The sequence below is a fragment of the Angustibacter sp. Root456 genome, from assembly GCF_001426435.1.
In the GTDB taxonomy this organism is placed as follows: Bacteria; Actinomycetota; Actinomycetes; order Actinomycetales; family Angustibacteraceae; genus Angustibacter.
In genome coordinates this window covers 394284-416848 of sequence record NZ_LMER01000015.1, presented here as the reverse complement: position 1 = coordinate 416848, position 22565 = coordinate 394284, and the positions used below count along the sequence as shown (strand labels likewise).

General features: G+C 72.5%; 19 protein-coding genes. 16 read left to right on the top strand and 3 right to left on the bottom strand.

The window, feature by feature from the left end:
• Positions 1-54 precede the first annotated feature (54 nt).
• The gene (locus ASD06_RS18510; protein WP_162248060.1) at positions 55-534 is read right to left on the bottom strand and encodes a pyridoxamine 5'-phosphate oxidase family protein; all 480 of its coding nucleotides are present in this window, start codon (positions 532-534) and stop codon (positions 55-57) included.
• Between the two features lie 145 nt (positions 535-679).
• On the opposite strand from ASD06_RS18510, the gene ASD06_RS09720 reads away from it, so the two are divergent.
• The 8 genes from ASD06_RS09720 to ASD06_RS09685 all read left to right on the top strand — a co-directional run bounded on the left by ASD06_RS09720 (position 680) and on the right by ASD06_RS09685 (position 10431).
• Positions 680-1183 carry a flavodoxin domain-containing protein gene (locus tag ASD06_RS09720; protein WP_200941999.1) on the top strand — a complete coding sequence of 168 codons (504 nt, stop codon included), beginning with the start codon at positions 680-682 and terminating at the stop codon, positions 1181-1183.
• A 153-nt stretch (positions 1184-1336) separates the two neighbouring features.
• Positions 1337-2563 (top strand): NarK/NasA family nitrate transporter, encoded by a 1227-nt coding sequence (locus tag ASD06_RS09715; protein ID WP_056676256.1) that lies wholly within the window; start codon positions 1337-1339, stop codon positions 2561-2563.
• Entirely contained in the window at positions 2563-3042 is a 480-nt protein-coding gene (locus ASD06_RS09710) for a hemerythrin domain-containing protein (RefSeq protein WP_056676253.1), read from the top strand. The genes ASD06_RS09715 and ASD06_RS09710 overlap by 1 nt, the downstream gene beginning before the upstream one ends.
• 85 nt (positions 3043-3127) lie before the next feature.
• Positions 3128-6880 (top strand): nitrate reductase subunit alpha, encoded by a 3753-nt coding sequence (locus tag ASD06_RS09705; RefSeq protein WP_200941998.1) that lies wholly within the window; start codon positions 3128-3130, stop codon positions 6878-6880.
• Entirely contained in the window at positions 6880-8628 is a 1749-nt protein-coding gene (narH, locus tag ASD06_RS09700; RefSeq protein WP_056676251.1) for a nitrate reductase subunit beta, read from the top strand. Before ASD06_RS09705 ends, narH begins: the two co-directional genes overlap by 1 nt.
• Positions 8625-9341, top strand: a complete 717-nt coding sequence (gene narJ, locus ASD06_RS09695) for a nitrate reductase molybdenum cofactor assembly chaperone (RefSeq protein ID WP_056676248.1) — start codon at positions 8625-8627, stop codon at positions 9339-9341. The genes narH and narJ overlap by 4 nt, the downstream gene beginning before the upstream one ends.
• Entirely contained in the window at positions 9338-10063 is a 726-nt protein-coding gene (gene narI, locus ASD06_RS09690) for a respiratory nitrate reductase subunit gamma (RefSeq protein ID WP_200941997.1), read from the top strand. Before narJ ends, narI begins: the two co-directional genes overlap by 4 nt.
• Positions 10060-10431 (top strand): cupin domain-containing protein, encoded by a 372-nt coding sequence (locus ASD06_RS09685; RefSeq protein ID WP_200941996.1) that lies wholly within the window; start codon positions 10060-10062, stop codon positions 10429-10431. Before narI ends, ASD06_RS09685 begins: the two co-directional genes overlap by 4 nt.
• Before the next feature lie 82 nt (positions 10432-10513).
• Here the strand turns inward: ASD06_RS09685 and ASD06_RS19850 are convergent, their stop codons facing one another.
• Positions 10514-10951, bottom strand: coding sequence for an Lrp/AsnC family transcriptional regulator (locus tag ASD06_RS19850; RefSeq protein ID WP_056676245.1), 438 nt, complete (start codon positions 10949-10951; stop codon positions 10514-10516).
• A gap of 106 nt (positions 10952-11057) precedes the next feature.
• Here ASD06_RS19850 and ASD06_RS09675 point away from each other — a divergent pair, with 106 nt between their 5' ends.
• The 5 genes from ASD06_RS09675 to ASD06_RS09655 all read left to right on the top strand — a co-directional run bounded on the left by ASD06_RS09675 (position 11058) and on the right by ASD06_RS09655 (position 17643).
• Complete coding sequence (locus tag ASD06_RS09675) at positions 11058-12188, top strand: aromatic acid exporter family protein (RefSeq protein WP_056676238.1); 1131 nt, start codon at positions 11058-11060, stop codon at positions 12186-12188.
• Between the two features lie 99 nt (positions 12189-12287).
• Positions 12288-13673 (top strand): tryptophanase, encoded by a 1386-nt coding sequence (locus ASD06_RS09670; protein ID WP_056676524.1) that lies wholly within the window; start codon positions 12288-12290, stop codon positions 13671-13673.
• A gap of 57 nt (positions 13674-13730) precedes the next feature.
• Positions 13731-15122 (top strand): NAD(P)/FAD-dependent oxidoreductase, encoded by a 1392-nt coding sequence (locus ASD06_RS09665; RefSeq protein ID WP_056676237.1) that lies wholly within the window; start codon positions 13731-13733, stop codon positions 15120-15122.
• Positions 15119-15970 (top strand): GNAT family N-acetyltransferase, encoded by an 852-nt coding sequence (locus ASD06_RS09660; RefSeq protein ID WP_056676236.1) that lies wholly within the window; start codon positions 15119-15121, stop codon positions 15968-15970. Before ASD06_RS09665 ends, ASD06_RS09660 begins: the two co-directional genes overlap by 4 nt.
• 200 nt (positions 15971-16170) lie before the next feature.
• Entirely contained in the window at positions 16171-17643 is a 1473-nt protein-coding gene (locus ASD06_RS09655; RefSeq protein WP_056676230.1) for a C40 family peptidase, read from the top strand.
• 25 nt (positions 17644-17668) lie between these two features.
• On the opposite strand, the gene ASD06_RS09650 is transcribed toward ASD06_RS09655, so the two are convergent.
• Positions 17669-18202, bottom strand: coding sequence for an inorganic diphosphatase (locus ASD06_RS09650; RefSeq protein ID WP_056676228.1), 534 nt, complete (start codon positions 18200-18202; stop codon positions 17669-17671).
• A gap of 158 nt (positions 18203-18360) precedes the next feature.
• On the opposite strand from ASD06_RS09650, the gene dacB reads away from it, so the two are divergent.
• From dacB to hpt, 3 genes are all read left to right on the top strand, one after another.
• Positions 18361-19782: a D-alanyl-D-alanine carboxypeptidase/D-alanyl-D-alanine-endopeptidase gene (gene dacB / locus ASD06_RS09645; protein ID WP_056676226.1), complete on the top strand. Its 1422-nt coding sequence runs from the start codon at positions 18361-18363 to the stop codon at positions 19780-19782.
• 48 nt (positions 19783-19830) lie between these two features.
• Positions 19831-20889: a zinc-dependent metalloprotease gene (locus ASD06_RS09640; protein WP_056676225.1), complete on the top strand. Its 1059-nt coding sequence runs from the start codon at positions 19831-19833 to the stop codon at positions 20887-20889.
• Positions 20890-21009: 120 nt separating this feature from the next.
• A complete protein-coding gene (gene hpt / locus ASD06_RS20000) occupies positions 21010-22530 on the top strand; it encodes a hypoxanthine phosphoribosyltransferase (protein WP_082537883.1) in 1521 nt (506 codons plus the stop codon).
• The last annotated feature ends 35 nt before the right edge of the window (positions 22531-22565 follow it).

Genomic DNA, 22565 nt, shown 5'->3' with positions numbered 1-22565 from the left:
ATGGGGGTGGCGCGGGTGGGGTGGGTGGGGTGCGGTGGTCAGTCGTGGGGGTGGTCAGTCGCGGGGGGAGACGTCGCCCGCGCCGTCGTGCAGGTCGTCGGCCTTGGTCACCTGCAGCCCGCGGATCTGCTCCACGCGCAGCCGCAGGACGACGTCGGTGGCTCCGCTGCGCCACGGCAGCGGCAGGTGCGACTCAGGGGCGTCGTCGTCGCGCTCGAGGGACCCCGAGGCGATCACCGACCAGCCTGAGCGCCCGGCCGACGACACGCTGTCGACCTCGAGCTCCACCGGCACCGACGCGCCGCCCTCGGTGAGCGCCGCGAGCCGCGCGTCGACGTCCGTGCGCAACAGGACGTCGTCGCCGTCGGTGCGGTGGTTCATCACCACGATGCGCGGACGCCCGCCGTCGACGAAGGCCACCCGGGCGACGCGCACGGACGCCAGCAGGTAGCGGCAGTGCTCGGCGTCCATCGCGACGTCGGACTCCGCGCCGGGACGCGGTTCGCGGTCGGGGGACGGAGGCGGTGCGCTCATGTGCCCACCGTGGCACGAAGGCCTCGCCCGCGCCATGCCCCCCGGCCGACTCACTCGCCGTCGGCGGGACCAACGGCTCTGACCGCCCGCGCCCCCGCCGGTGACAGTGGGACCGACAGGACGCCGAGCCCCCGAGGAGGACGTCGTGCGCGCACTGGTCACGGCAGCGAGCAAGCACGGGTCGACCGCCGACATCGCCGCGGCGGTGGCAGACGGCTTGCGTCGGCGCGGGCTCGAGGCCGATGTGCGGCCGCCCGAGGCCGTCGTCGACCTCGAGGGCTACGACGTCGTGGTGGTCGGCAGCGCCGTCTACGCCGGTCGTTGGATGAAGGACGCCAAGGACTTCGTCGAGCGGCACGCGTCGGCGCTGCGCTGGCGCGACGTCTGGCTGTTCTCCAGCGGCCCCCTCGGTGACCCGCCGGAGAAGGTCGAGGAGCCCGCGGACGTCGTCGCGCTGCTGAGCGAGTCCGGTGCGCGCGGCCACGCCGTCTTCAGTGGACGCCTCGACCCTCACGACCTCGGGCTCGGCGAGCGGCTGGTGGCGCGCGCCGTCCGGGCGCCCCTGGGTGACTTCCGTGACTGGAAGGACGTCGACGCCTGGGCCGGGCGCATCGCGCAGGCCGTGGGTGCGTCCGGAGCGACCGGCTGACAGACGGGCCTTTGGTCCCTGTGCCGTCGTGCACAGCGTGACGAGGATACGTAGTGCAGCGAGCCGGCCACCGAGGGTGGCCGGCACGTCTGCTGCCCGGAACCGAGCACGCCGCTCGGCTCCCTCGACCCGCGACGAGAGTACAAAGACGTGATGACCGCCACCCGCCCCACGACCACCGAGGCACCCACCGCCCGCGGCGGTCAGCCCCTGCTGATGCTCGTCCTCGCGACGCTCGGCTTCGCGATCAACTTCTGGGCGTGGGCGCTGCTCAGCCCCCTCGGGCCGCGCTTCAAGGAGCTGCTGTCGCTGTCGTCGTCGCAGCAGGCGCTGCTCGTGGCGGTACCCGTGATCGTCGGCTCGGTCGGTCGCATCCCGGTCGGCGCGCTCACCGACCGCTTCGGCGGCCGGGTGATGTTCCCGATCGTCTCGGCGGCCACGATCGTGCCGGTGCTGGCGATCGGCCTGGTCGGCCAGGGGTCGTTCGCCGCGCTGCTGGTGGGTGGCTTCTTCCTCGGCATCGGTGGCACGGCCTTCGCGGTCGGCGTGCCGTTCGTCAACGCCTGGTTCCCGCCGCAGCGGCGCGGCTTCGCGATCGGTGTGTTCGGCGCCGGCATGGGCGGGACGGCGATCAGCGCGCTCACCACCGTGAAGCTCGTCAAGGGCCACGGCGAGTCGGCGCCGTTCGTCATCACCGCGCTCGCCCTCGCCGCCTACGCCGGGGTCGCGCTGCTGGCGCTGCGCGACGCGCCGGGGCGCACGGTGCCCACGACGTCGCTCGGTGCCCGTCTCGCGGCCACCGTCAAGCTGTCGGTCACCTGGCAGGCCTGCATCCTGTACGCCGTGGCCTTCGGCGGGTACGTCGCCTTCTCGGTCTACCTGCCGGCGTACCTCAAGACCGCCTACGGGCTCGAGCAGGCCGACGCCGCCAACCGGATGGCCGGCTTCGTGCTGCTGGCCGTGCTGATGCGGCCGGTGGGCGGCTGGCTGTCGGACCGGATCGGGCCCGTGCGAGTGCTGCTCGCCGCGTACGCCGTCGTCCTGGTCGGTGCGATCGTGCAGTCGTTCACGCCCGACCTCATGCCCGTCGGCACCATCGCGTTCCTCGCCATGGCCGCCGCGCTCGGCGCGGGCAGCGGCGCGACCTTCGCGCTCGTGGCCCGGCTCGCGAACCCCGCGCAGGTCGGCTCGGTCACGGGTCTGGTCGGTGCAGCCGGTGGTCTCGGTGGCTTCGTGCCGCCGCTCGTCATGGGATTCGTCTACGGCCGCACCGGCTCGTACGCGATCGGCCTGCTGCTGCTCGCCGTCGTCGCTGCCGGCACGCTCGTGCTCACGGGCACCGTGGTGCGCCGCGAGGCGAGCGCTCGGCCGGTCGCCTGATGTGCGAGTACTGCGGGTGCCAGCAGATCGCCGTCATCGACGAGCTCACCCGTGAGCACGACGCCGTCGTCGCCCTGATCGCCCGCGTGCGCGAGCTGCTCGCCGCGGACGACGTCGACGGGGCCGCCGCGGTGACGCGCCAGATGGCGGTCGTGCTCGCACCACACACCCTGGTGGAGGAGGACGGCCTGTTCCCCGAGCTGGCCGACGAGTTCCCCGAGCACGTCGAGGCGCTGCGCGCGGAGCACCGGGTCGTGGAGGCGGTGCTCGACGAGGCCTCGCGCGGCACGCCCACCGACCCGACGTGGCCGGCTCGCCTCAGCGACGCCCTGCACCTGCTGCGCGACCACATCCTCAAGGAGCAGGACGGCGTGTTCCCGGCGGCGCTGACGTCGCTGGACGCCGACCAGTGGGAACGCGTCGAGGTCGTGCGGGAGCGGGCCGGCAGTCCGCTCGCCACCCCGGTCACCAACTCGTGACCCAGGCGTATGCCGTTGAGGCACAAGGGTTCGCTAGGTTGAGTACTTGTCGGCACGCAACCGACACGATGGGGAGGCTCGCACTGTGACCACCGAGACCGGCGAGGCTGCGGGGCGCCCAGGCGACCAGCAGGCTCACGCGCACCTGGACGACCCGCTGAGCGAGGCCCTCGTCGGCACGCGACGGTTCTTCACCAAGGCCGAGATCAGCGCCGACCGCAGGGCGATGTTCCAGCAAGGCGGTCGCGAGGCCGACACCTTCTACCGCGACCGGTGGAGCCACGACAAGGTCGTCCGCTCCACGCACGGCGTGAACTGCACGGGCTCCTGCTCGTGGAAGGTGTACGTCAAGGACGGCATCATCACCTGGGAGTCGCAGCAGACCGACTACCCGTCGGTGGGTCCCGACCGACCCGAGTACGAGCCGCGCGGCTGCCCGCGTGGCGCGGCGTTCTCCTGGTACACCTACTCGCCGACGCGGGTGCGGTACCCGTACGTGCGCGGCGTGCTCCTCGACCTCTACCGCGAGGCCAAGCAGCGCCTCGGCGACCCGGTGCTGGCGTGGGCCGACGTCGTCGACGACCCCGAGAAGGCCAAGCGCTACAAGGCCGCCCGCGGCAAGGGCGGCCTGGTGCGCGCGTCCTGGGACGAGGCCACCGAGATGGTCGCCGCGGCGCACGTGCACACGATCAAGAAGTGGGGCCCCGACCGCGTCGCCGGCTTCTCGCCGATCCCCGCGATGTCGATGGTGTCGCACGCGTCCGGCGCCCGGTTCGTCAACCTGCTCGGCGGCTCGATGCTGAGCTTCTACGACTGGTACGCCGACCTCCCGGTGGCCTCGCCGCAGGTGTTCGGCGACCAGACCGACGTCCCGGAGTCCGGCGACTGGTGGGACGCCGGCTACCTCATCATGTGGGGCTCGAACCTGCCGGTCACCCGGACGCCGGACGCCCACTGGATGACCGAGGCGCGCTACCGCGGGCAGAAGGTCATCGCGGTGTCGCCCGACTACGCCGACAACGTCAAGTTCGCCGACGAGTGGCTGCCCGCCGCCCCGGGCACCGACGCCGCGCTCGCGATGGCGATGGGTCACGTGGTGCTCAAGGAGTTCTTCGTCGACCGCGAGACGCCGTACTTCAACGACTACGTCAAGCGCTACACCGATCTGCCGTTCCTGGTGCGGCTCGAGGAGCGCGACGGCGAGCTCGTACCCGGCAAGTTCCTCACGGCCTCGGACCTTCCGGGGGCCCAGGCGCAGAGCGAGAACGCGCACTTCAAGACCGTGCTGATGGACGCCGCCACCGGCCGGCCCGTCGTCCCCAACGGCACGCTCGGCCACCGGTTCGGCGCCGAGGGCGAGGGGCGCTGGAACCTCGAGCTCGGTGACGTCGACCCGATGCTCAGCATGGCGGCGGACGCCGGCGTCGTGGCTCACGATGCCGCGCCGTCGTCCGTGCAGATCACCTTGCCGCGCTTCGACGCTCCCGACGGTTCTGCTGCGCTGCTGGTGCGCGGGGTGCCCGTGCGACGGGTCGGCGAGCACCTGGTGACCACGGTGTTCGACCTGCTGCTCGCGCAGTACGGGGTGGCGCGCGAGGGCCTGCCGGGCCAGTGGCCCACCGGCTACGACGACGCCGACGAGCCCTACACCCCGGCGTGGCAGGAGGCCATCACCGGCGTCCCGGCCCAGGCGGCCGAGCGGATCGGGCGGGAGTTCGCGGCCAACGCCGAGGAGTCGCGCGGACGCTCGATGATCATCATGGGTGCCGGCACCAACCACTGGTTCCACTCCGACACGATCTACCGCACCTTCCTCACCCTGACGACCATCACGGGGTGCCAGGGCGTGAACGGCGGTGGCTGGGCGCACTACGTGGGGCAGGAGAAGGTGCGTCCGCTCACGGGCTACACCCAGGTGGCCAACGCGCTGGACTGGACGCGGCCGCCGCGCAACATGATCCAGACGGCGTACTGGTACCTGCACACCGACCAGTACCGCTACGACCACTTCGGCGCCGACACCCTGGCGTCCGCGTCGGCGGGTGGCCAGCTCGCAGGCAAGACCACTGCCGACGTCCTCGCGCTGTCCGCCCGGCTGGGCTGGATGCCGTCGTACCCGACGTTCGACCGCAACCCGCTCGACCTGGCCGACGAGGTGCCTGAGGGCACGACCGTCGCCGACCACGTCGTCGGCAAGCTCAAGGACGGCAGCCTGCGGTTCGCCGTGGAGGATCCCGACGCCCCCGAGAACTTCCCTCGCGTGCTCTCGATCTGGCGGGCGAACCTGCTGGGCTCGTCGGCCAAGGGCAACGAGTACTTCCTGAAGCACCTGCTGGGCACCGACTCGTCGGTGCGGGCGCACGAGACCTCGCCGCAGCAGCGCCCCAAGGAGGTCGTCTGGCACGACGAGGCGCCCGAGGGCAAGCTCGACCTGCTGCTGACACTCGACTTCCGTATGACCAGCACGACGATCTTCTCGGACGTCGTCCTGCCGGCCGCCACGTGGTACGAGAAGCACGACCTCAACACCACCGACATGCACCCGTTCGTGCACTCCTTCAACCCCGCGATCGCCCCGCCGTGGCAGACGCGCACCGACTGGGACGCCTGGCAGACGATCGCGCTGAAGTTCAGCGCCCTCGCGCGCGAGCACCTCGGCGTCCGCAAGGACGTCGTGGCGGTGCCGCTCATGCACGACACCCCGGACGCGCTCGCCACCCCGCACGGCGTGGTCGCTGACTGGAAGGCCGGCGAGTGCGAGCCGGTGCCCGGCGTGACCATGCCCAAGCTCGTCGTCGTCGAGCGCGACTACGGCGCGGTGGCCGACAAGATGAGCGCCCTCGGGCCATTGATGGACACCCTCGGGGCGACCACCAAGGGCGTGACGTTCGATCTCAAGCGCGAGGTCGAGTACCTCAAGCACAAGAACGGCGTCATGCGCGGTGGGGTCGGGGAGGGGCGTCCGTCGCTGGTGCGCGACGTCCACGTCTGCGAGGCGATCCTCGCGATGTCGGGCACGACCAACGGACACCTTGCGACACAAGGGTTCGAGACGCTCGAGAAGCGCACCGGTGTGCAGCTCGCCGACCTCGCGGCCGAGCACGAGGGCAAGCAGATCACCTTCGCTGACACGCAGAGCCGGCCGACGCCGGTCATCACCTCGCCCGAGTGGTCGGGGTCGGAGTCTGGCGGACGTCGCTACTCGCCGTTCACGATCAACGTCGAGCGGCTCAAGCCGTGGCACACGCTCACTGGCCGCATGCACTTCTACCTCGACCACGACTGGATGGCCGAGCTCGGCGAGCAGCTGCCCGTGTACCGCCCGCCGCTCAACATGGCCGCGCTGTTCGGTGAGCCGGAGATCGGCGAGACCGGCGAGCTCGGCGTGACGGTGCGCTACCTCACGCCGCACAACAAGTGGTCGATCCACTCGGAGTACCAGGACAACCTGTTCATGCTCTCGCTGTCGCGTGGCGGCCAGACCATCTGGATGAGCGCGCAGGACGCCGCGAAGGTGGGCGTGAGCGACAACGACTGGATCGAGGCGGTCAACCGCAACGGCGTCGTGGTGGCCCGCGCGATCGTGTCGCACCGCATGCCCGAGGGCACGGTGTACATGCACCACGCGCAGGACCGCCTCATCGACGTGCCGATCTCGGAGACGTCCGGCAAGCGGGGCGGCATCCACAACTCGCTGACCCGGCTGCTCATCAAACCCAGCCACCTCATCGGCGGGTACGCGCAGCTGGCGTTCGCGTTCAACTACCTCGGGCCGACGGGCAACCAGCGCGACGAGGTCACGGTCATCCGCCGTCGTTCCCAGGAGGTGCAGTACTGATGCGCGTGATGGCTCAGATGGCCATGGTGATGAACCTCGACAAGTGCATCGGGTGCCACACCTGCTCCGTCACCTGCAAGCAGGCGTGGACCAACCGCAGCGGCACCGAGTACGTGTGGTTCAACAACGTCGAGACGCGGCCCGGCCAGGGCTACCCGCGCGGGTACGAGAACCAGGAGGAGTGGAAGGGCGGCTGGACGCTCAACAAGCGCGGGCGGCTGACTCTCAAGGGCGGCAACCGGTTCAAGAAGCTGCTCACCATCTTCTCCAACCCCAAGCTGCCGTCGATCGACGACTACTACGAGCCCTGGACGTACGACTACGCCACGCTCACCAACGCGCCGGCGCAGGAGCACACGCCGGTCGCGCGACCCAAGTCGCTGCTCACCGGCGACGACATGAAGATCTCGTGGTCGGCCAACTGGGACGACGACCTCGGCGGCTCGATCTCCCACGGCAGCAAGGACCCGCTGCTGAAGAACATCGCCGACAAGGTGAAGTTCGAGTTCGAGCAGACGTTCATGTTCTACCTGCCGCGCATCTGCGAGCACTGCCTCAACCCGTCGTGCGCGGCGTCCTGCCCGAGCGGCGCGATCTACAAGCGCAGCGAGGACGGCATCGTCCTGGTCGACCAGGACCGCTGCCGCGGCTGGCGCATGTGCGTCTCGGGCTGCCCCTACAAGAAGGTCTACTTCAACCACCGCACCGGCAAGGCGGAGAAGTGCACGTTCTGCTTCCCGCGCATCGAGGTGGGCATCCCCACGGTCTGCTCCGAGACGTGCGTCGGTCGGCTGCGCTACATCGGCCTGATGCTCTACGACGCCGACAAGGTGCTGGACGCGGCGTCGACCACGGATGACAAGGACCTCTACGAGGCCCAGCGCAGCGTCTTCCTCGACCCGTTCGACCCCGAGGTGATCCGCGAGGCCGAGCTCGCCGGCATCCCGCGGGACTGGCTCGACGCCGCGCAGCGCTCGCCGATCTGGGCGCTGATCAACACCTACAAGGTCGCGCTGCCGCTGCACCCGGAGTACCGCACCATGCCCATGGTCTGGTACATCCCGCCGCTGTCACCGGTGGTGGACGTCGTCAAGGACACCGGCTACGACGCGGAGGACAAGGGCAACCTGTTCGCCGCCATCGACGCCCTGCGCATCCCGATCGAGTACCTCGCCGAGCTCTTCACCGCAGGTGACGTGAAGCCGGTCGACTCGGTGCTGCGCAAGCTCGCTGCGATGCGCTCGTACATGCGTGACATCAACATGGGCCGCGAGCCGGACGAGTCGATCGCCACGGCCGTCGGCATGACGGGGCAGGAGGTGCGCGACATGTACCGCCTGCTGGCCATCGCCAAGTACGACGAGCGCTACGTCATCCCGACCGCCCACGCCGAGCAGGCGCACTCGCTCGAGGAGCTCGCCACCGAGTGCGCGCTCGACTACGACGGCGGCCCCGGCATGGGCGGTTCGGGCCCGTTCGGCGAGGGCTCCGGCGCGCCGACGCCGATCGCGGTCGAGAACTTCCAGATGCTGCGCAACCGGCAGGAGAGCGACTCGGTCACGGCTCCGTCGGACAAGCGCGGCCGCGTCAACCTGCTCAACTGGGACGGCAAGGGGGCCCCGACGGGGCTCTTCCCGCCGCGCTCCTCCGGGCCGGACGACCCCGACGAGGGCGCGCGTGCCGGCTCGGACGGCGCCACCGGCCCCGGCGGCACGGCCGGCCTCACCGGCGGGGCGGACCACGCATGACCGCGACCCGAACGCATCCCGCGCCGGGGCTGTCAGCGACCGACCTCACCCTCGCCTGGCAGAGCGCGTCGCTGCTCATCGGCTACCCCGACGAGCAGCTGGTGTCACGGCTGCCGCTGCTGCGTGACGCGGCGTCCCGGCTGCCCGCGAAGGTGGCGGGCCCGCTGCTGCGCTTCATGGACCACCTCGAGAGCACGCCTCTCACCGAGCTGGCTGCTGACTACGTGGCGACCTTCGACCACCGTCGCCGCGCGTGCCTGTTCCTCACGTACTTCTCCACCGGCGACACCCGCAAGCGCGGCGTGGCCCTGCTGTCGTTCAAGCAGGCCTACCAGGCGCACGGTCTGGAGCTGTCGGACGACGAGCTGCCCGACCACCTCGCCGTCGTCCTGGAGTTCGGGGCCACGGGTGACCAGGCCACCGCCTGGCAGCTGCTGCTCGACCACCGAGCCGGCCTGGAGCTGCTGCGGATCTCGTTGCGCGACGGCGGTTCCCCGTGGGCGCCGGTGGTGGAGTCGGTGTGCGCGACGCTGCCGCCGTTGCGCGGCGGCGAGCGGGACGCCGTCCTGAAGCTCGCCGCCGAAGGGCCACCGGACGAGGAGGTCGGCCTCGCGCCGTTCTCGATGCCCGAGCTGGTGGGCTCGCCAGCCGGTGGCGGCGCCGACGCCGGCCCCGTGTCTCTCCCCATGCCGACGTTCGGAGGGCGATCGTGAGCACCGTCGACACCCTGCTGTGGGTCGTGTTTCCCTACGTGTGCCTGGCGATCTTCGTCCTCGGGCACCTCTGGCGCTACCGCTACGACAAGTTCGGGTGGACCACGCGTTCCTCGCAGCTGTACGAGAAGCGCCTGCTGCGCCTGGGCAGCCCGCTGTTCCACTTCGGCATCCTGTTCGTGCTCGGCGGCCACGTGATGGGCCTCGGCATCCCGAAGTCGTGGACCGAGGCGGTCGGCATCTCCGAGGGCCTGTACCACTTCATGGCGGTGAGCATCGGCACGATCGCGGGCTTCTGCACCGTCGTGGGCATGGCGATCCTGATCTACCGACGGCGCACGGTGGGCCCGGTGTTCTCGGCCACCACGAAGATGGACAAGACGATGTACGTCTTCCTCGCCGCGGTGATCCTGCTCGGGCTGGCGAACACCGTGGTGGCGAACATCTTCGGGCACTACGACTACCGCGAGGGCGTGTCGATCTGGTTCCGCGGGATCTTCCGCTTCTCGTTGCACCCCGAGCTGATGACCGAGGCGCCGATCACGTTCCAGCTGCACGGGTTGGTCGCGTTCGCGCTGTTCGCGCTCTGGCCGTTCACCCGGCTGGTGCACGTGTTCAGCGCGCCGCTCGGGTACTTCACCCGGCCCTACATCGTCTACCGCAGCCGACAGGACCGCCTCGGGCAGACCGCGCCCAAGCGGGGATGGGAGCGTGTGCGATGACCAGCGAGCACGAGCTCGGCGACGAGACGGCGCAGGAGGCCCTAGAGGGAGTCGTCGGCCTCGTCGACGTCGGTGAGGGCCTGCTGCGCGATGCCCGCAACCAGCCGGCCCGGCGGGCGGCGCGCACGATCATGGCCAGCACGGTGATGCGCTCGACCCTCATCGCGCTGCTCGACGGCGCGGAGATGAACGAGCACGCCTCGCCGCCCGCCGCGACGCTGCAGGTCGTCACCGGCCACGTGCAGCTCGTCGTCGGGGGAGAGCAGCACGACCTGCGCGCCGGCGAGCTGGTGCGCATCCCGCCACAGCGGCACGGCGTCCGCGCGCTGGCCGACGCCGTCGTCCTGCTCACCGTCGCCCTGCACTGACTCTTTCCGCAGATACCCGCGGTTCTCCGGTCGGATCGGGCCGTTTCGGCGCTGATCCACCGGAGAACGGCGGGTACCTGCGTCAGGTGGGCGGCTGGACAGGGCGGTCGGCGACCACCTCGTCCAGCACGAGGCTGCTCGTGGGCTGCCCGTACGCCGCGAGCCGGTCGAGCAGCGCCTCGAACGCCGCCAGGTCGGTGCACGCGACCACCAGCACCGAGCAGTCCTCGCCCGTCACCCGGTACAGGTCGCGCACCTCCGGCCACTCGGCCACCGCGGGGTCACGCAGCAGGCAGGTGGGCCCGTAGCAGTGCATCCGGACGACGGCCCGCACCGGACGCCCAGCGGCCGCCGGGTCGACGCGCGCCGAGTAGCCTGCGATGACACCGGAGTCCTCGAGCCGGCGCACCCGCTCAGCCACCGACGGCGCGGCCAGGTTGACGTTGCGCGACAGGGCGTTGAAGGACAGGCGCGCGTCGGCCTGCAGCTCGGCGAGGATCCGCCAGTCGACCCGGTCCACACACCCTCCTCGGCGGCGAAGGACGTCGGCGCCGTCCGCCGTCACGCTACACAGGCAGCGAGGTCACGACAGGCGAAGCCGCAGGACTGCCGCCACACTGATCACGATGAGTCGCCTCGCCGAGCAGCGTGCGGTGGTGCGCCGTCTGCGAGACACCGGGGGAGCGAGCCGACTGGTGCGCCGCTTCATCCTGCACGCCCGCACCCAGCTAGCCGCCAAGGCCACGCTGGCCGCGGTGCTGGCCTGGCTGGCGGCGGCCAGCTTCGCCGGCTCCGACATCGAGAAGTTCCGCTACTACGCGCCGCTCGGCGCCGTGGTCACGACGTACCCGAGCATCGCCTCGACGGTGCGCCAGAGCTGGCACGCGGTGCTCTCGGTCGGCGTCGGCGCGACGCTCGGCCTGGTCGTGCACGCCTGGCTGTCCGACACCGTGGTCGCGCTGGTCGTGGTCGTCGCCACCGGCATCGCGGTGGCCGGCTGGCAGGCCCTGGGCGACCAGAGCAGCTACGTGCCCATCGTCGCGCTGCTCGTCGTGGCCATCGGTGGCCACCACCCCGGCGAGTACGCCCTGGCCTACCTCAGCTTCACCGGCATGGGCGCCGCGATCGGCATCATCGTGAGCCTGGCTCTGCCGTCGACGCGGCTCAGTCCCGGCCACGACGCCGTGCGCCGCGTCGAGCGGCTGCTCGCCGACCGCATCGACGAGATCGCCGACGTGCTGCGCAGCGGCGAGCCCCCCGAGCGCGAGGAGTGGGAGCGGCGCCTGGGCGCGCTGGCGCCGTCGATGTCGCGCATGCGGCTGCGGGTCGACGAGGCGGCGGAGGCCCAGCGCGGCAACCCGCGGGCCAAGTGGCGCGGGTACCCCGCCGAGCGCCAGGTGAAGGTCGCCCGCGGCCTCGAACGGGTCGACGCACTCGTCGAGGACCTCGTCGAGATGCTCGCCCGCACCTACCGCGACGACCTGCCGCAGACGCCGCTCGCACCGCCGCTCGCCGAGCGCGCCGGTGAGGCCCTCGACCGCCTCTCCGACCTGGTGCGGCACTACCACCGCTCGCTCGATCCCGACGCCGATGCGGTACGCGCGGCCCGCGAGGCCGTCGACGACCTCATGCAGGAGTTCTCGCACGTGCCCAACGACCCCGACGACCTCGCACTGGTGGGTGCGGTGGTGGCGACCATCCAGCGCTGCCTCGACAGCGTCACGCCCGCTCGCCGTGAGCCTTCGTCGCAGTCGTAACCCGCTGCGCGGCAACGGCTCACGTTCGACAGCTCGCCCCGCTCCAACACGTTGCGCGCGCCATGTCACCGGGACGTCGCGGCCAGCACCATCGTGGTCATGACCACCGAGGCGTTCAGCACCATCATCGAGCCGTTCCGCATCCACTCCGTCGAGCCCCTGCGGCTGACCACGCCGGAGCAGCGCCGGAGCGCCGTCCGCGACGCCGGCTACAACCTGTTCCAGGTGCGCGCCGAGGACGTCCTCATCGACCTGCTCACCGACTCCGGCACGGGCGCGATGAGCCGCGACCAGTGGGCCGCCATCCAGCACGGCGACGAGTCGTACGCCGGATCGCCGTCGTACTACCGGTTCCGCGACGCCGTCCGTGAGCTCTTCCCCTTCGAGCACGTGATCCCGACCCACCAGGGGCGCGCGGCGGAGAAGATCCTGTTCGGCGTCCTCGGCGGGCCCGGACTCGTCGTCCCGAACAACACGCACTTCGACACCACGCGCGCGAACGTCGAGGCCACCGGCGCGACGGCGGTGGACCTGGTGATCCCCGAGGGCCGCGACCCGCAGTCGCTGCACCCCTTCAAGGGCAACCTGGACGTCGACGCGCTCGAGGCGTTGCTCGCCGAGCGCGCCGACGACGTCCCCGTGGTGTTCGTGACCATCACCAACAACAGCGGTGGCGGCCAGCCGGTGTCACTGGCCAACCTGCGGGCGGTGCGCGAGGTCTGCGACCGCTACGGCAAGAGGCTGTTCCTCGACGCGTGCCGCTTCGCCGAGAACGCGTGGTTCATCCGCGAGCGCGAGCCGGGCCAAGAGGGCCGCGCCGTCGTCGACATCGTGCGCGACATCGCCGCGCTCGCCGACGGCATGACGATGAGCGCGAAGAAGGACCCGATGGGCAACATCGGCGGCTGGCTCGCCATGGACGATGACGACCTGGCCGCCCGGTGCCGCAACGTCCTGATCCTCACCGAGGGCTTCCCGACGTACGGCGGGCTGGCGGGCCGCGACCTCGAGGCGCTCGCGCAGGGGCTCACGGAGGTGGTCGACCACGACTACCTGCGCTACCGGATCGCCTCCACCGCCTACCTCGGCGAGGCGCTGCGCAAGGTGGGCATGCCGGTGCTGCAGCCGACGGGTGGGCACGCGGTGTACCTCGACGCGCGGGCCCTGCTGCCCCACCTGGACCCGCTGCAGTACCCCGGGCAGTCGCTCGCCGTCGCCCTGTACGAAGTGGGCGGCGTGCGCAGCTGCGAGATCGGCACCGTGATGTTCGGCCGCCAGCCGGACGGCTCGGAGCGTGCGGCGTCCCTCGACCTCGTGCGGCTGGCGATCCCGCGACGCACCTACACCCAGAGCCACATCGACTACGTCATCGAGGTGTGCGAGCGCGTGGTGCGCACGGCGGACGACCTGCCGGGGTACCGCATCGTCGACGAACCGCCGGCCTTGCGGCACTTCACCGCCCGCTTCGAGCCCCTGCCGAGCTGACCCGAACCGCGGGTATTCAGGTGTCTGCGAGAAGGGCCGCGGTGGCAAGATCGCCGCATGAGCGACCAGCGCAGTGCCGACGTCATCGTCATCGGCCTCGGCCCGGGCGGTGAGGACGTCGCGGGCCGGCTCGCTGAGGCCGGGCTCGACGTCATCGCCGTCGACCGCGGGCTCGTCGGCGGCGAGTGCCCGTACTGGGGCTGCATCCCGTCGAAGATGATGATCCGCGCGGCGAACGCGCTGGCCGAGGCCGCCCGTGCGCGCGAGGTCGCGGGCGACGTCGGCGACATCAAGCCGCGCTGGCAGCTCGTCGCCGACCGCATCCGCGACGAGGCCACCGACGACTGGGACGACACCGTGGCCGTCGAGCGCTTGCAGGGCAAGGGCGCTCGTTTCGTGCGCGGCCACGGCAGCATCGAGCGGCGCCAGGACGACGGCGGCCTGGTCGTGAGCGTCGAAGGCACCGAGTACGTCGCCCGCAAGGCAGTGGTCGTGGCCACCGGCACCACGCCGGCCGTCCCGCCGATCGAGGGCATCGGTGACGTCGACTACTGGACCAACCACGGCTTCGTCGAGGCGCGCGAGCTGCCGGACTCGCTCGTGGTGCTCGGAGGGGGCGCGATCGGCTGCGAGCTCGCCCAGGTGGCGGCGCGTTTCGGGGTGCGCGTGACGGTGGTCGAGAAGGCGCCGCGGCTGCTCGCCGTCGAGGAGCCACGCGCGAGTGAGCTGGTCGAGCAGGCGCTGCGCGACGACGGCATCGACGTCCGCACCGGCGTGGGCGCCACGCACGTCGAGGCCCACGGCACCGGCGGCGCAGTACGGCTGCGACTCGACGACGGCAGCGAGCTCACGGCCGACCGGCTGCTCGTGGCCAGCGGTCGCCGGGTCGACGTGCGCGCCGCCGGGTTGCACACGGTCGGTGTCGACCCCGACGCCCGCGCGGTGCCGGTCGACGAGTGGGGGCGCGTCACCGACGGCGTCTGGGCCCTCGGCGACATCGTCGGCCACGGCGCCTTCACGCACATGTCGATGTACGAGGCCGACGTCGTGGTGCGCGACGTGCTGGGTCAGGGCGGCCCTGCGGCCAGCTACGACGCGATCCCGCGGGTCACGTTCACCGACCCCGAGATCGGGGCGGTCGGACTCACCGAAGCCCAAGCGCGCGAGCGGTTCTCGAACGTGCGCGTCGGCTCGGTGGACGTCGCCACGACCACGCGCGGCTGGATCCACGGGCCTGGAGGGGCGGGCTTCATCTCGGTGGTCGAGGACGCCGATCGCGGCGTGCTCGTGGGCGCCACCTCGGCCGGCCCGACCGGTGGCGAGGTGCTCGGCTTCCTGGCCCTCGCCGTGTCGGCGCAGGTGCCGGTGCAGCAGATGATCGACATGCCGTACGCGTACCCGACCATCCACCGGGGGATCCAGAACGCGTTGAAGGACCTCGGCTCGTGACGCTCGACCCCGCCGCGCTGCTCGCCCGCTACGACGAGCAGGAGCGCTCCGGCACCCACGCGCGCGACGGCGAGACCACCGAACGCGTCGGCGGGGTGCTGCGCACGCTCTACGCCGCCGACCAGGGGTTCGTCACCGCCGTCGGCCTCGACGAGACGACGGCCGACGCGGCGATCCGCGAGCAGGTGGAGTTCTTCGCCGCCCTCGACGGCGGCCGCGGCCGCCGCTTCGAGTGGAAGGTGTACGGCCACGACCGTCCCGCCGACCTCGGCGCCCGGCTCGAGGCGGCCGGCTTCGAGCCTGACGACGTCGAGGCGCTCGTGATCGGCTCGACCGACGACGTGCTGCGAGCCACCGAGGGCACGCAGGTCCCTGCGGGAGCACTCCTGCGCGAGGTGGGCGACGAGACCCTGGACGACGACGCGCGCCGCATCGCCGACCTGCACACCGAGGTGTGGGGCGAGCCGATCCCCGGCTACGCCGAGCGCCTGGTGCACGACAAGCGCGCCGACCCGCGCGGGGTGCGCCTCTACGTCGTCGAGACGGACGACGACGCGCGCCGCGTGCTCAGCGCGGCCCGCCTCGAGATGCGCCCCGGTGCCGAGCCCGGCGCCGCGCCGCTCAGCCACTTCGCCGGGCTGTGGGGCGGTGCCACCGTGGCCGACTGGCGGGGGCGGGGGATCTACCGCTCGCTCGTGCGGCTGCGCGCCCAGCACGCCGCCGAGGCCGGCGTGCCCTACCTGCAGGTCGACGCCTCACCCGACAGCCGGCCGATCCTCGAACGACTCGGCCTCGTGCAGGTCGACTGGACGCGCCCGTACGTGTGGTCGCCGCCCGGCGTCGACTGACACCTCAGCGAAACGCACCAGCAAAAACACATCGGTGTAGTTCGGCGTGTCGAGTGGCCGACCAGGGCCCGGCGCCGCAACACTGTCTCGGGACCTGTGTGACTGGTGTTCCATCTGAGGCGAGAATCGCCTACCCTCGGTCGAGCGTGCGTTGCACTGTGCGCACTCAAGTACGGCTCGTAGCTCGACGAAGGGTCCTCATGCGCGCTCGACTCCGCTTCCGCGTGCGCCGTCCGGTCGCACTCGCGGTGAGCGCTGTGGTCGCGGCGGCCGGTGTCGTCGCCATCTCGGCTCCGACGGCAACCGCCGACCCCGTCTACCCGAGCGCCGACCAGGTCGCCGGCGCGAAGCGAGCCGTCACCGACGCCGCGGCCACGGTGTCGGGGCTCGAGGCCTCGCTGGCCGTGGCGTCGTCGCGCCTGGAGGCGTTGCAGACGCAGGTGCAGATCGCGGCCGAGGCGTACGACGCGGCGCAGGTCGAGCTGCAGCAGCGCACCCAGGCCGCGAACGCCGCTGCGGCGTCCGCCCGGGCGGCGGTGGCCGCGGCCGAGCAGGCGCAGGACGACGTCGGGCAGCTCGCCGTCGACTCCTACTACGACGGTCAGGGCCTCGGCGGCCTCGAGGTGCTCATGGGTGCCAGCACCCCCGCCGAGCTGCTCAACTCGGCCGCGAGCTACCGGATCGCCAACACGGTGATCGAGCAGACCTTCGAGCGCGCGCGGGCTAGCCGCGTCGTCGCGGGTGTGATGCAGCGGCAGGCGGCGGCAGCCCTCGCCCAGCAGCAGGCGGCGGCCGCCCGGCTGGAGCAGGCGCGGCAGAACGCCGAGGCCAAGGCGTCCGCGGCGCAGGCCGAGGCCGGCACGATCGCCGCCGAGCGCTCACGGATGATCACCCAGCTCGCGTCGCTGCGCCAGACGTCGGTGCGCCTGGAGACCGAGCGGCAGGACGGCATCGCCGCCGAGCGCCGGCGGCGCGCCGAGCAGGCACGAGCGGCGGCGGCCAAGCGCGCCGCCGAGGCCGCCGCGAAGGCCGCCGCGAAGGCGGCCGCGGAGCAGGCGGCGGCCGATCGCCGGGCCGCCGAGCAGCGGGCTGAGGCCGAGCGCCGACGCCGCGAGCGCGAGAAGGCGAACCAGGGGTCGTCGGGTGGCGGCGGATCGTCGTCCGGTGGGTCGTCGGGCGGGAGCGGTTCGGCGTCGGGTGGCTCGGGTGGCTCGTCCGGTGGCTCAGGTGGCTCGTCCGGTGGCTCGGGTGGTGGCTCCGGCGGCGGGACGTCGACGGGTGGCTCCGGAGGGACGGCGCAGGGTTCGTCGTCCGCGGGCCAGGCGGCGGCGAACTGGGCTCGCAGCCAGCTGGGCAAGGACTACGAGTGGGGCGCCGACGGGCCGTCGACGTACGACTGCTCCGGCCTCACGCTGCGCGCCTGGCAGCGAGGTGGCGTGAGCCTGCCGCACTCCTCGCGGATGCAGTACGACGTCACCCGGCACGTCTCGTACAGCTCGCTGCGGCCGGGTGACCTCATCTTCTACGGCTACGGATCCGACCCCTCGACGATCCACCACGTCGGCATCTACATCGGCGGCGGGCAGATGGTCGAGGCGCCGTACACGGGCGCGCAGGTCCGCGTCGCCAGCATCTGGCGCTCGGGCATGATGCCCTTCGCCGGCCGTCCCTGACCTGATCCCGCCCAGGCGGGGTGCCTCAGGCGTGCGGTGCCTCGGCGCCGGGCGTCGTCTGCACCTTGGCGTGCGGCGGCGCGGACTTGGCGCGCTCGTACGACGCCGTGACCTCGGCCTCGGCCTCGGCCCGGCCGGCCCAGTGAGCTCCCTCGACCGACTTGCCGGGCTCGAGGTCCTTGTAGGTTTCGAAGAAGTGCTGGATCTCGAGGCGGTCGAACTCCGACACGTCGTCGAGGTCCTGGATGTGGCTCAGCCGCGGGTCGCCGGCCGGCACGCAGAGCAGCTTGTCGTCGCCGCCGGCCTCGTCGCGCATGTGGAACAGGCCGATCGTGCGCGCCCGGATGAGACAGCCGGGGAAGGTCGGCTCCTCGAGCAGCACCAGCGCGTCGAGCGGGTCGCCGTCCTCACCGAGCGTGCCCTCGACGTAGCCGTAGTCGGCCGGGTAGCGCGTCGAGGTGAACAGCATGCGGTCGAGGCGGATGCGACCGGTCTCGTGGTCGACCTCGTACTTGTTGCGCTGTCCCTTGGGGATCTCGATCGTGACGTCGAACTCCACAGCCTGGTCCCTCTTCCGCTGGTGGTCGGTGCGACGGCTATGGTCGCCGTGTCAGTGATCGCGGTCGCGCGCGGTTGCCGCACCGCTCAAGGGGTGCGCATCGCGCGTGACCTTCGCCAGTGTCCCGCACCCGGGCCAGGCACGCCCAAGGGGGGTCGATGCGCAGCCGTGCACCGCGCACCGGCCAGTGGGTCGCAGGCGCTCTCGTCGTGCTGGGGCTCGCGGGGTACGCCACCGCCGACGCCCTCGACGTCGTCCCGGGGGTCCTCACCACCGCGCCGCCTGCCGCTCCCGCCACCGCGCGCCCGACCCCCAGCGACCCGGCCCCGCAGACGGCGCAGCCCGTGCTGCCGGCGCTGTCCGACCAGGCCCCCGCGCCGTCCAGCGCGGGACTCGGGCGCGTGCTCGGCCCGTTGCTCGACAACCCGGCGCTCGGCCCGAACGTCTCGGCCGCCGTCGTCGACGCCCGGTCTGGCGAGCTGCTGCTGGGCCGCGACGTCGACCGCGGCCACGTTCCGGCGTCCACCACCAAGCTGCTCACCGCTGCCGCCGCGCTGACGACGGTGGGCGGTGACACCACGCTCGCGACCCGGGTGGTGCAGGGCGTCACCCCCGACGAGGTGGTGCTCGTCGGCGGCGGTGACGTGCTGCTCGGCAGGGGGGAGTCTCAGCCGGAGCAGACCGTCGGACACGCCGGCCTGGCGACGCTGGCTGCCCAGGTGGCCTCGGCGCTGAGCGGCGAGGGCCGCCACGAGGTCGCGGTGCGGTACGACGACAGCCTCTTCGAGGGCCGCGCGGTGAGCCCCACCTGGGACCCCTCAGACCTCACTCACGGCTACGTCGGCCACGTCACGGCGCTCGGGCTCGCTCGCGACCGGCCGCACACCGGTCACCCCGGCGCCGGGGACCCGTCGAAGGCGACAGCCGCGGCCTTCGTGCAGGCGCTGCGCCGGCAGGGAGTCACCGTCACCGGGACGCTCGCGCGCTCGCGCGCCACGGTCGACGCCCGGGTGCTCGGCGAGGTGCGGTCAGCGCCCGTCGCCAGCATCACCGAGCTCGCGCTCACCGACAGCGACAACCTGCTGGCTGAGGTGCTGGCCCGGCTGACCGCCCGCGCGATGCAGCGGCCGGCGACCTTCGAGGACTCGGCGCTCGCCGTGCTGGACGCCGTCCGGGGTCTGGGCATCGACGTCGGCACCGCTCGCATCGTCGACGGCAGCGGGCTCGGCCACGGCAGCCTGGTGCCCGCACGGGTGATCGCCGACCTGCTGGTGCTGGCGGCCGGTGACAAGGACCCTCGGCTGCGGCCGATCCTGGTCGGCCTGCCCGTCTCCGGCTTCTCGGGCACGCTCGCGCACCGGTTCACCGGCGTCAGCACGCACCGCGCCGCGGGTCTGGTGCGCGCCAAGACCGGCACGCTCACCGGCGTCAGCGCGCTGGCGGGTCTCACCGTCGACGCCGACGGGCGGGCCCTCGTGCTCGTGTTCATGGCCGACGACGTCCCGCCCACGGGCACGTTGGCGGCCCGCGACGCGTTCGACAAGGCGGCGGTCGCCTTGACCGCGTGCGGCTGCCGCTGAGCCCGGCTACGAGTCGCGGGGCCCCTGCTACCGGGTGAGGATGTGGCGATGAGCGAGGAGCTGCTCGACCGACTCGTCGACTGGGACCTGGCCGCGGCCACGGCCCGGCGGCTGGCCCGTCCCGGCCCGCAGGTGAGTGCCAGCGAGGCCACCGACGTGGTGCGCGAGGTGCGCGACGCCGCCGTCGCGGCCCGCCCGCACGTCGCCCGGATCACCGGCCTGCAGACCGCGGACGCCGAACCCGTCGTCCTGGTCGTCGACCGGCCGCGCTGGGTCGAGGCCAACCTGCAGACGCTGCGCGCCATGCTCCTGCCGGTGGTCGACAAGCTCGCGAGCCGCCGGCACCTCAACAGCACGAACGTCGTCGCCGCGCTCGGCGGCAAGGTGACGGGCGCCGAGGCCGGCGGCCTGCTGGCGTTCCTGTCGAGCAAGGTGCTCGGGCAGTACGACCTCGCGCCCGGCGGGACGCCCCGGCTGCTGCTCGTGGCGCCGAACCTCGTGCACGTCGAGCGTGAGATGGGGGTCGACCCGCACGACTTCCGGCTGTGGGTGTGCCTGCACGAGGAGACCCACCGCGTGCAGTTCACCGCCGTCCCGTGGCTGCGCGAGCACCTGCTGGCGCAGGCGACGTCGCTGGCCGGCGACCTCGCGCCCGACCCCGCCCAGCTGATCACCACGCTCGAGGACGCCGCGCGCCGGCTGCCCGAGGTGCTGCGCGGCGAGGGTGGCTCGCTCATCGACCTGTTCGCCTCGCCCGAGCAGCGCGAGCGCCTGCGCGGCGTCGCGGCCGTGATGTCGCTGCTCGAGGGGCACGCCGACGTCGTGATGGACGAGGTGGGCCCGGAGGTGGTGCCCAGCGTCGCGACGATCCGGGCGCGCTTCACCGCGCGCCGCGCGGGTGTCGACCCCTTCGACCGGATGATCCGCCGGCTGCTCGGGCTGGAGGACAAGATGCGCCAGTACCGCGACGGTGCGGCGTTCGTGCGCGGCGTGGTGGCGGAGGTGGGCATGGACGGCTTCAACGCCGTGTGGACCTCGCCCGAGACCCTCCCCACGCCGCAGGAGATCGCCGACCCGCGGGCCTGGGTGCGCCGCGTCCACCCCTGACCCGACCTCTCCCGCTGTTTGGCGCGGTGGCACCCCGTCGCCAACCTATGGCAGCTGGGGCACCCAGTCGTCACGCGCGAATGCAGCAGGGTGCCCCCGCGCCACACCTAGGCTGAGTGCGTGACCGGTCCGGACCCCGCCGTGGCGGCGGTGCGCGTCGCCGTCCGGACGGCGCTCGCCGACGTCCCGGCCGGCCGCCACGTGCTCGTGGCGGTGAGCGGCGGCGCCGACTCGCTCGCGCTGGCCGCGGCCACGGCCTTCGTGGCGCCGCGTGCCGGGCTCACGGTCGGGGCCGTCGTCGTCGACCACGGCCTGCAGCCCGGCTCCGCCGCGCTGGCCGAGCGGGCCGCGCGCACCTGCCGCGAGTTGGGACTCGACCCGGTCGAGGTGGTGCGGGTCGTCGTCCCGGACGACGGCACCGGCCCCGAGGCGGCCGCGCGGACCGCCCGGTACGCCGCGCTCGAGCAGGCTGCCGCGCGCCAGGGCGCCGACGTCGTGCTGCTCGGCCACACCCGCGACGACCAGGCCGAGACCGTCCTGCTGGGACTCGTGCGCGGTTCGGGCACCCGTTCGCTGGCGGGCATGGCCGAGCGCCGCGGCCCCTTGCGCCGCCCGCTGCTCGACGTCGCCCGGACGACGACCCGCCAGGCGTGCGAGGCGCTCGACCTCACCCCCTGGGACGACCCCCACAACGCCGACGAGCGCTACCTGCGCGTGCGCGCACGCCGCCTGCTGCCCCAGCTCGAGCAGACGCTCGGCCCCGGTGTCACCGCGGCCCTGGCCCGCACGGCTGCCCTGGCTCGCGACGACGCCGACGCCCTGGACGCGCTCGCCGCCGACCACCTGCAGCGCCTGGACGCCCGCAGCCGCGCCCCGGGCGTCGATGTCGCGCAGCTCGCCGCCCTCGCACCCGCCGTGCGGCGCCGGGTGCTGCGGCTGCTGGCCGCCCGCGCCGGCTGCCCGCCCGGCCGGCTCTCGGCACGTCACGTGGAGGCGGTCGACGCGCTCCTTACGCGCTGGAAGGGGCAGGGGCCGGTGGCGCTGCCGGGCGGCGTCCGGGCCCTGCGCCGATGTGGCAGGCTGCTCCTCGTGGACCACACCGACATGGCGGACGACCTGGCCCAAGTGCTGATCCCGGAGGAGCGCATCCTCGCTCGGCTGGCCGAGCTGGCCGAGCAGATCGACGCCGACTACGCCGGTCGTGACCTGCTGCTGGTGGGGGTGCTCAAGGGGGCCGTCATGGTGATGGCCGACCTCGCCCGCGCGCTGCACCACCCGGCGGAGATGGACTGGATGGCGGTGTCGTCGTACGGCTCGGGCACCCGGTCGTCCGGCGTCGTGCGCATCCTCAAGGACCTCGACGGCGACATCACCGGCCGCAACGTGCTCATCGTCGAGGACATCGTCGACTCCGGCCTGACCCTGTCGTGGCTGGTGTCGAACCTACGCTCGCGCAAGCCGGAGTCCGTCGAGATCTGCACGCTGCTGCGCAAGCCCGAGGCGGCGAAGGTGGAGGTCGACGTCAAGTACGTCGGGTTCGACATCGCCCCGGAGTTCGTTGTCGGCTACGGCCTCGACTACGACCAGCGCTACCGCAACCTGCGCTGCGTCGGCACGCTCGCCCCCCACGTCTACTCCTGACCAGGACCTGAACAACGTCTGACCGGAACACGCGG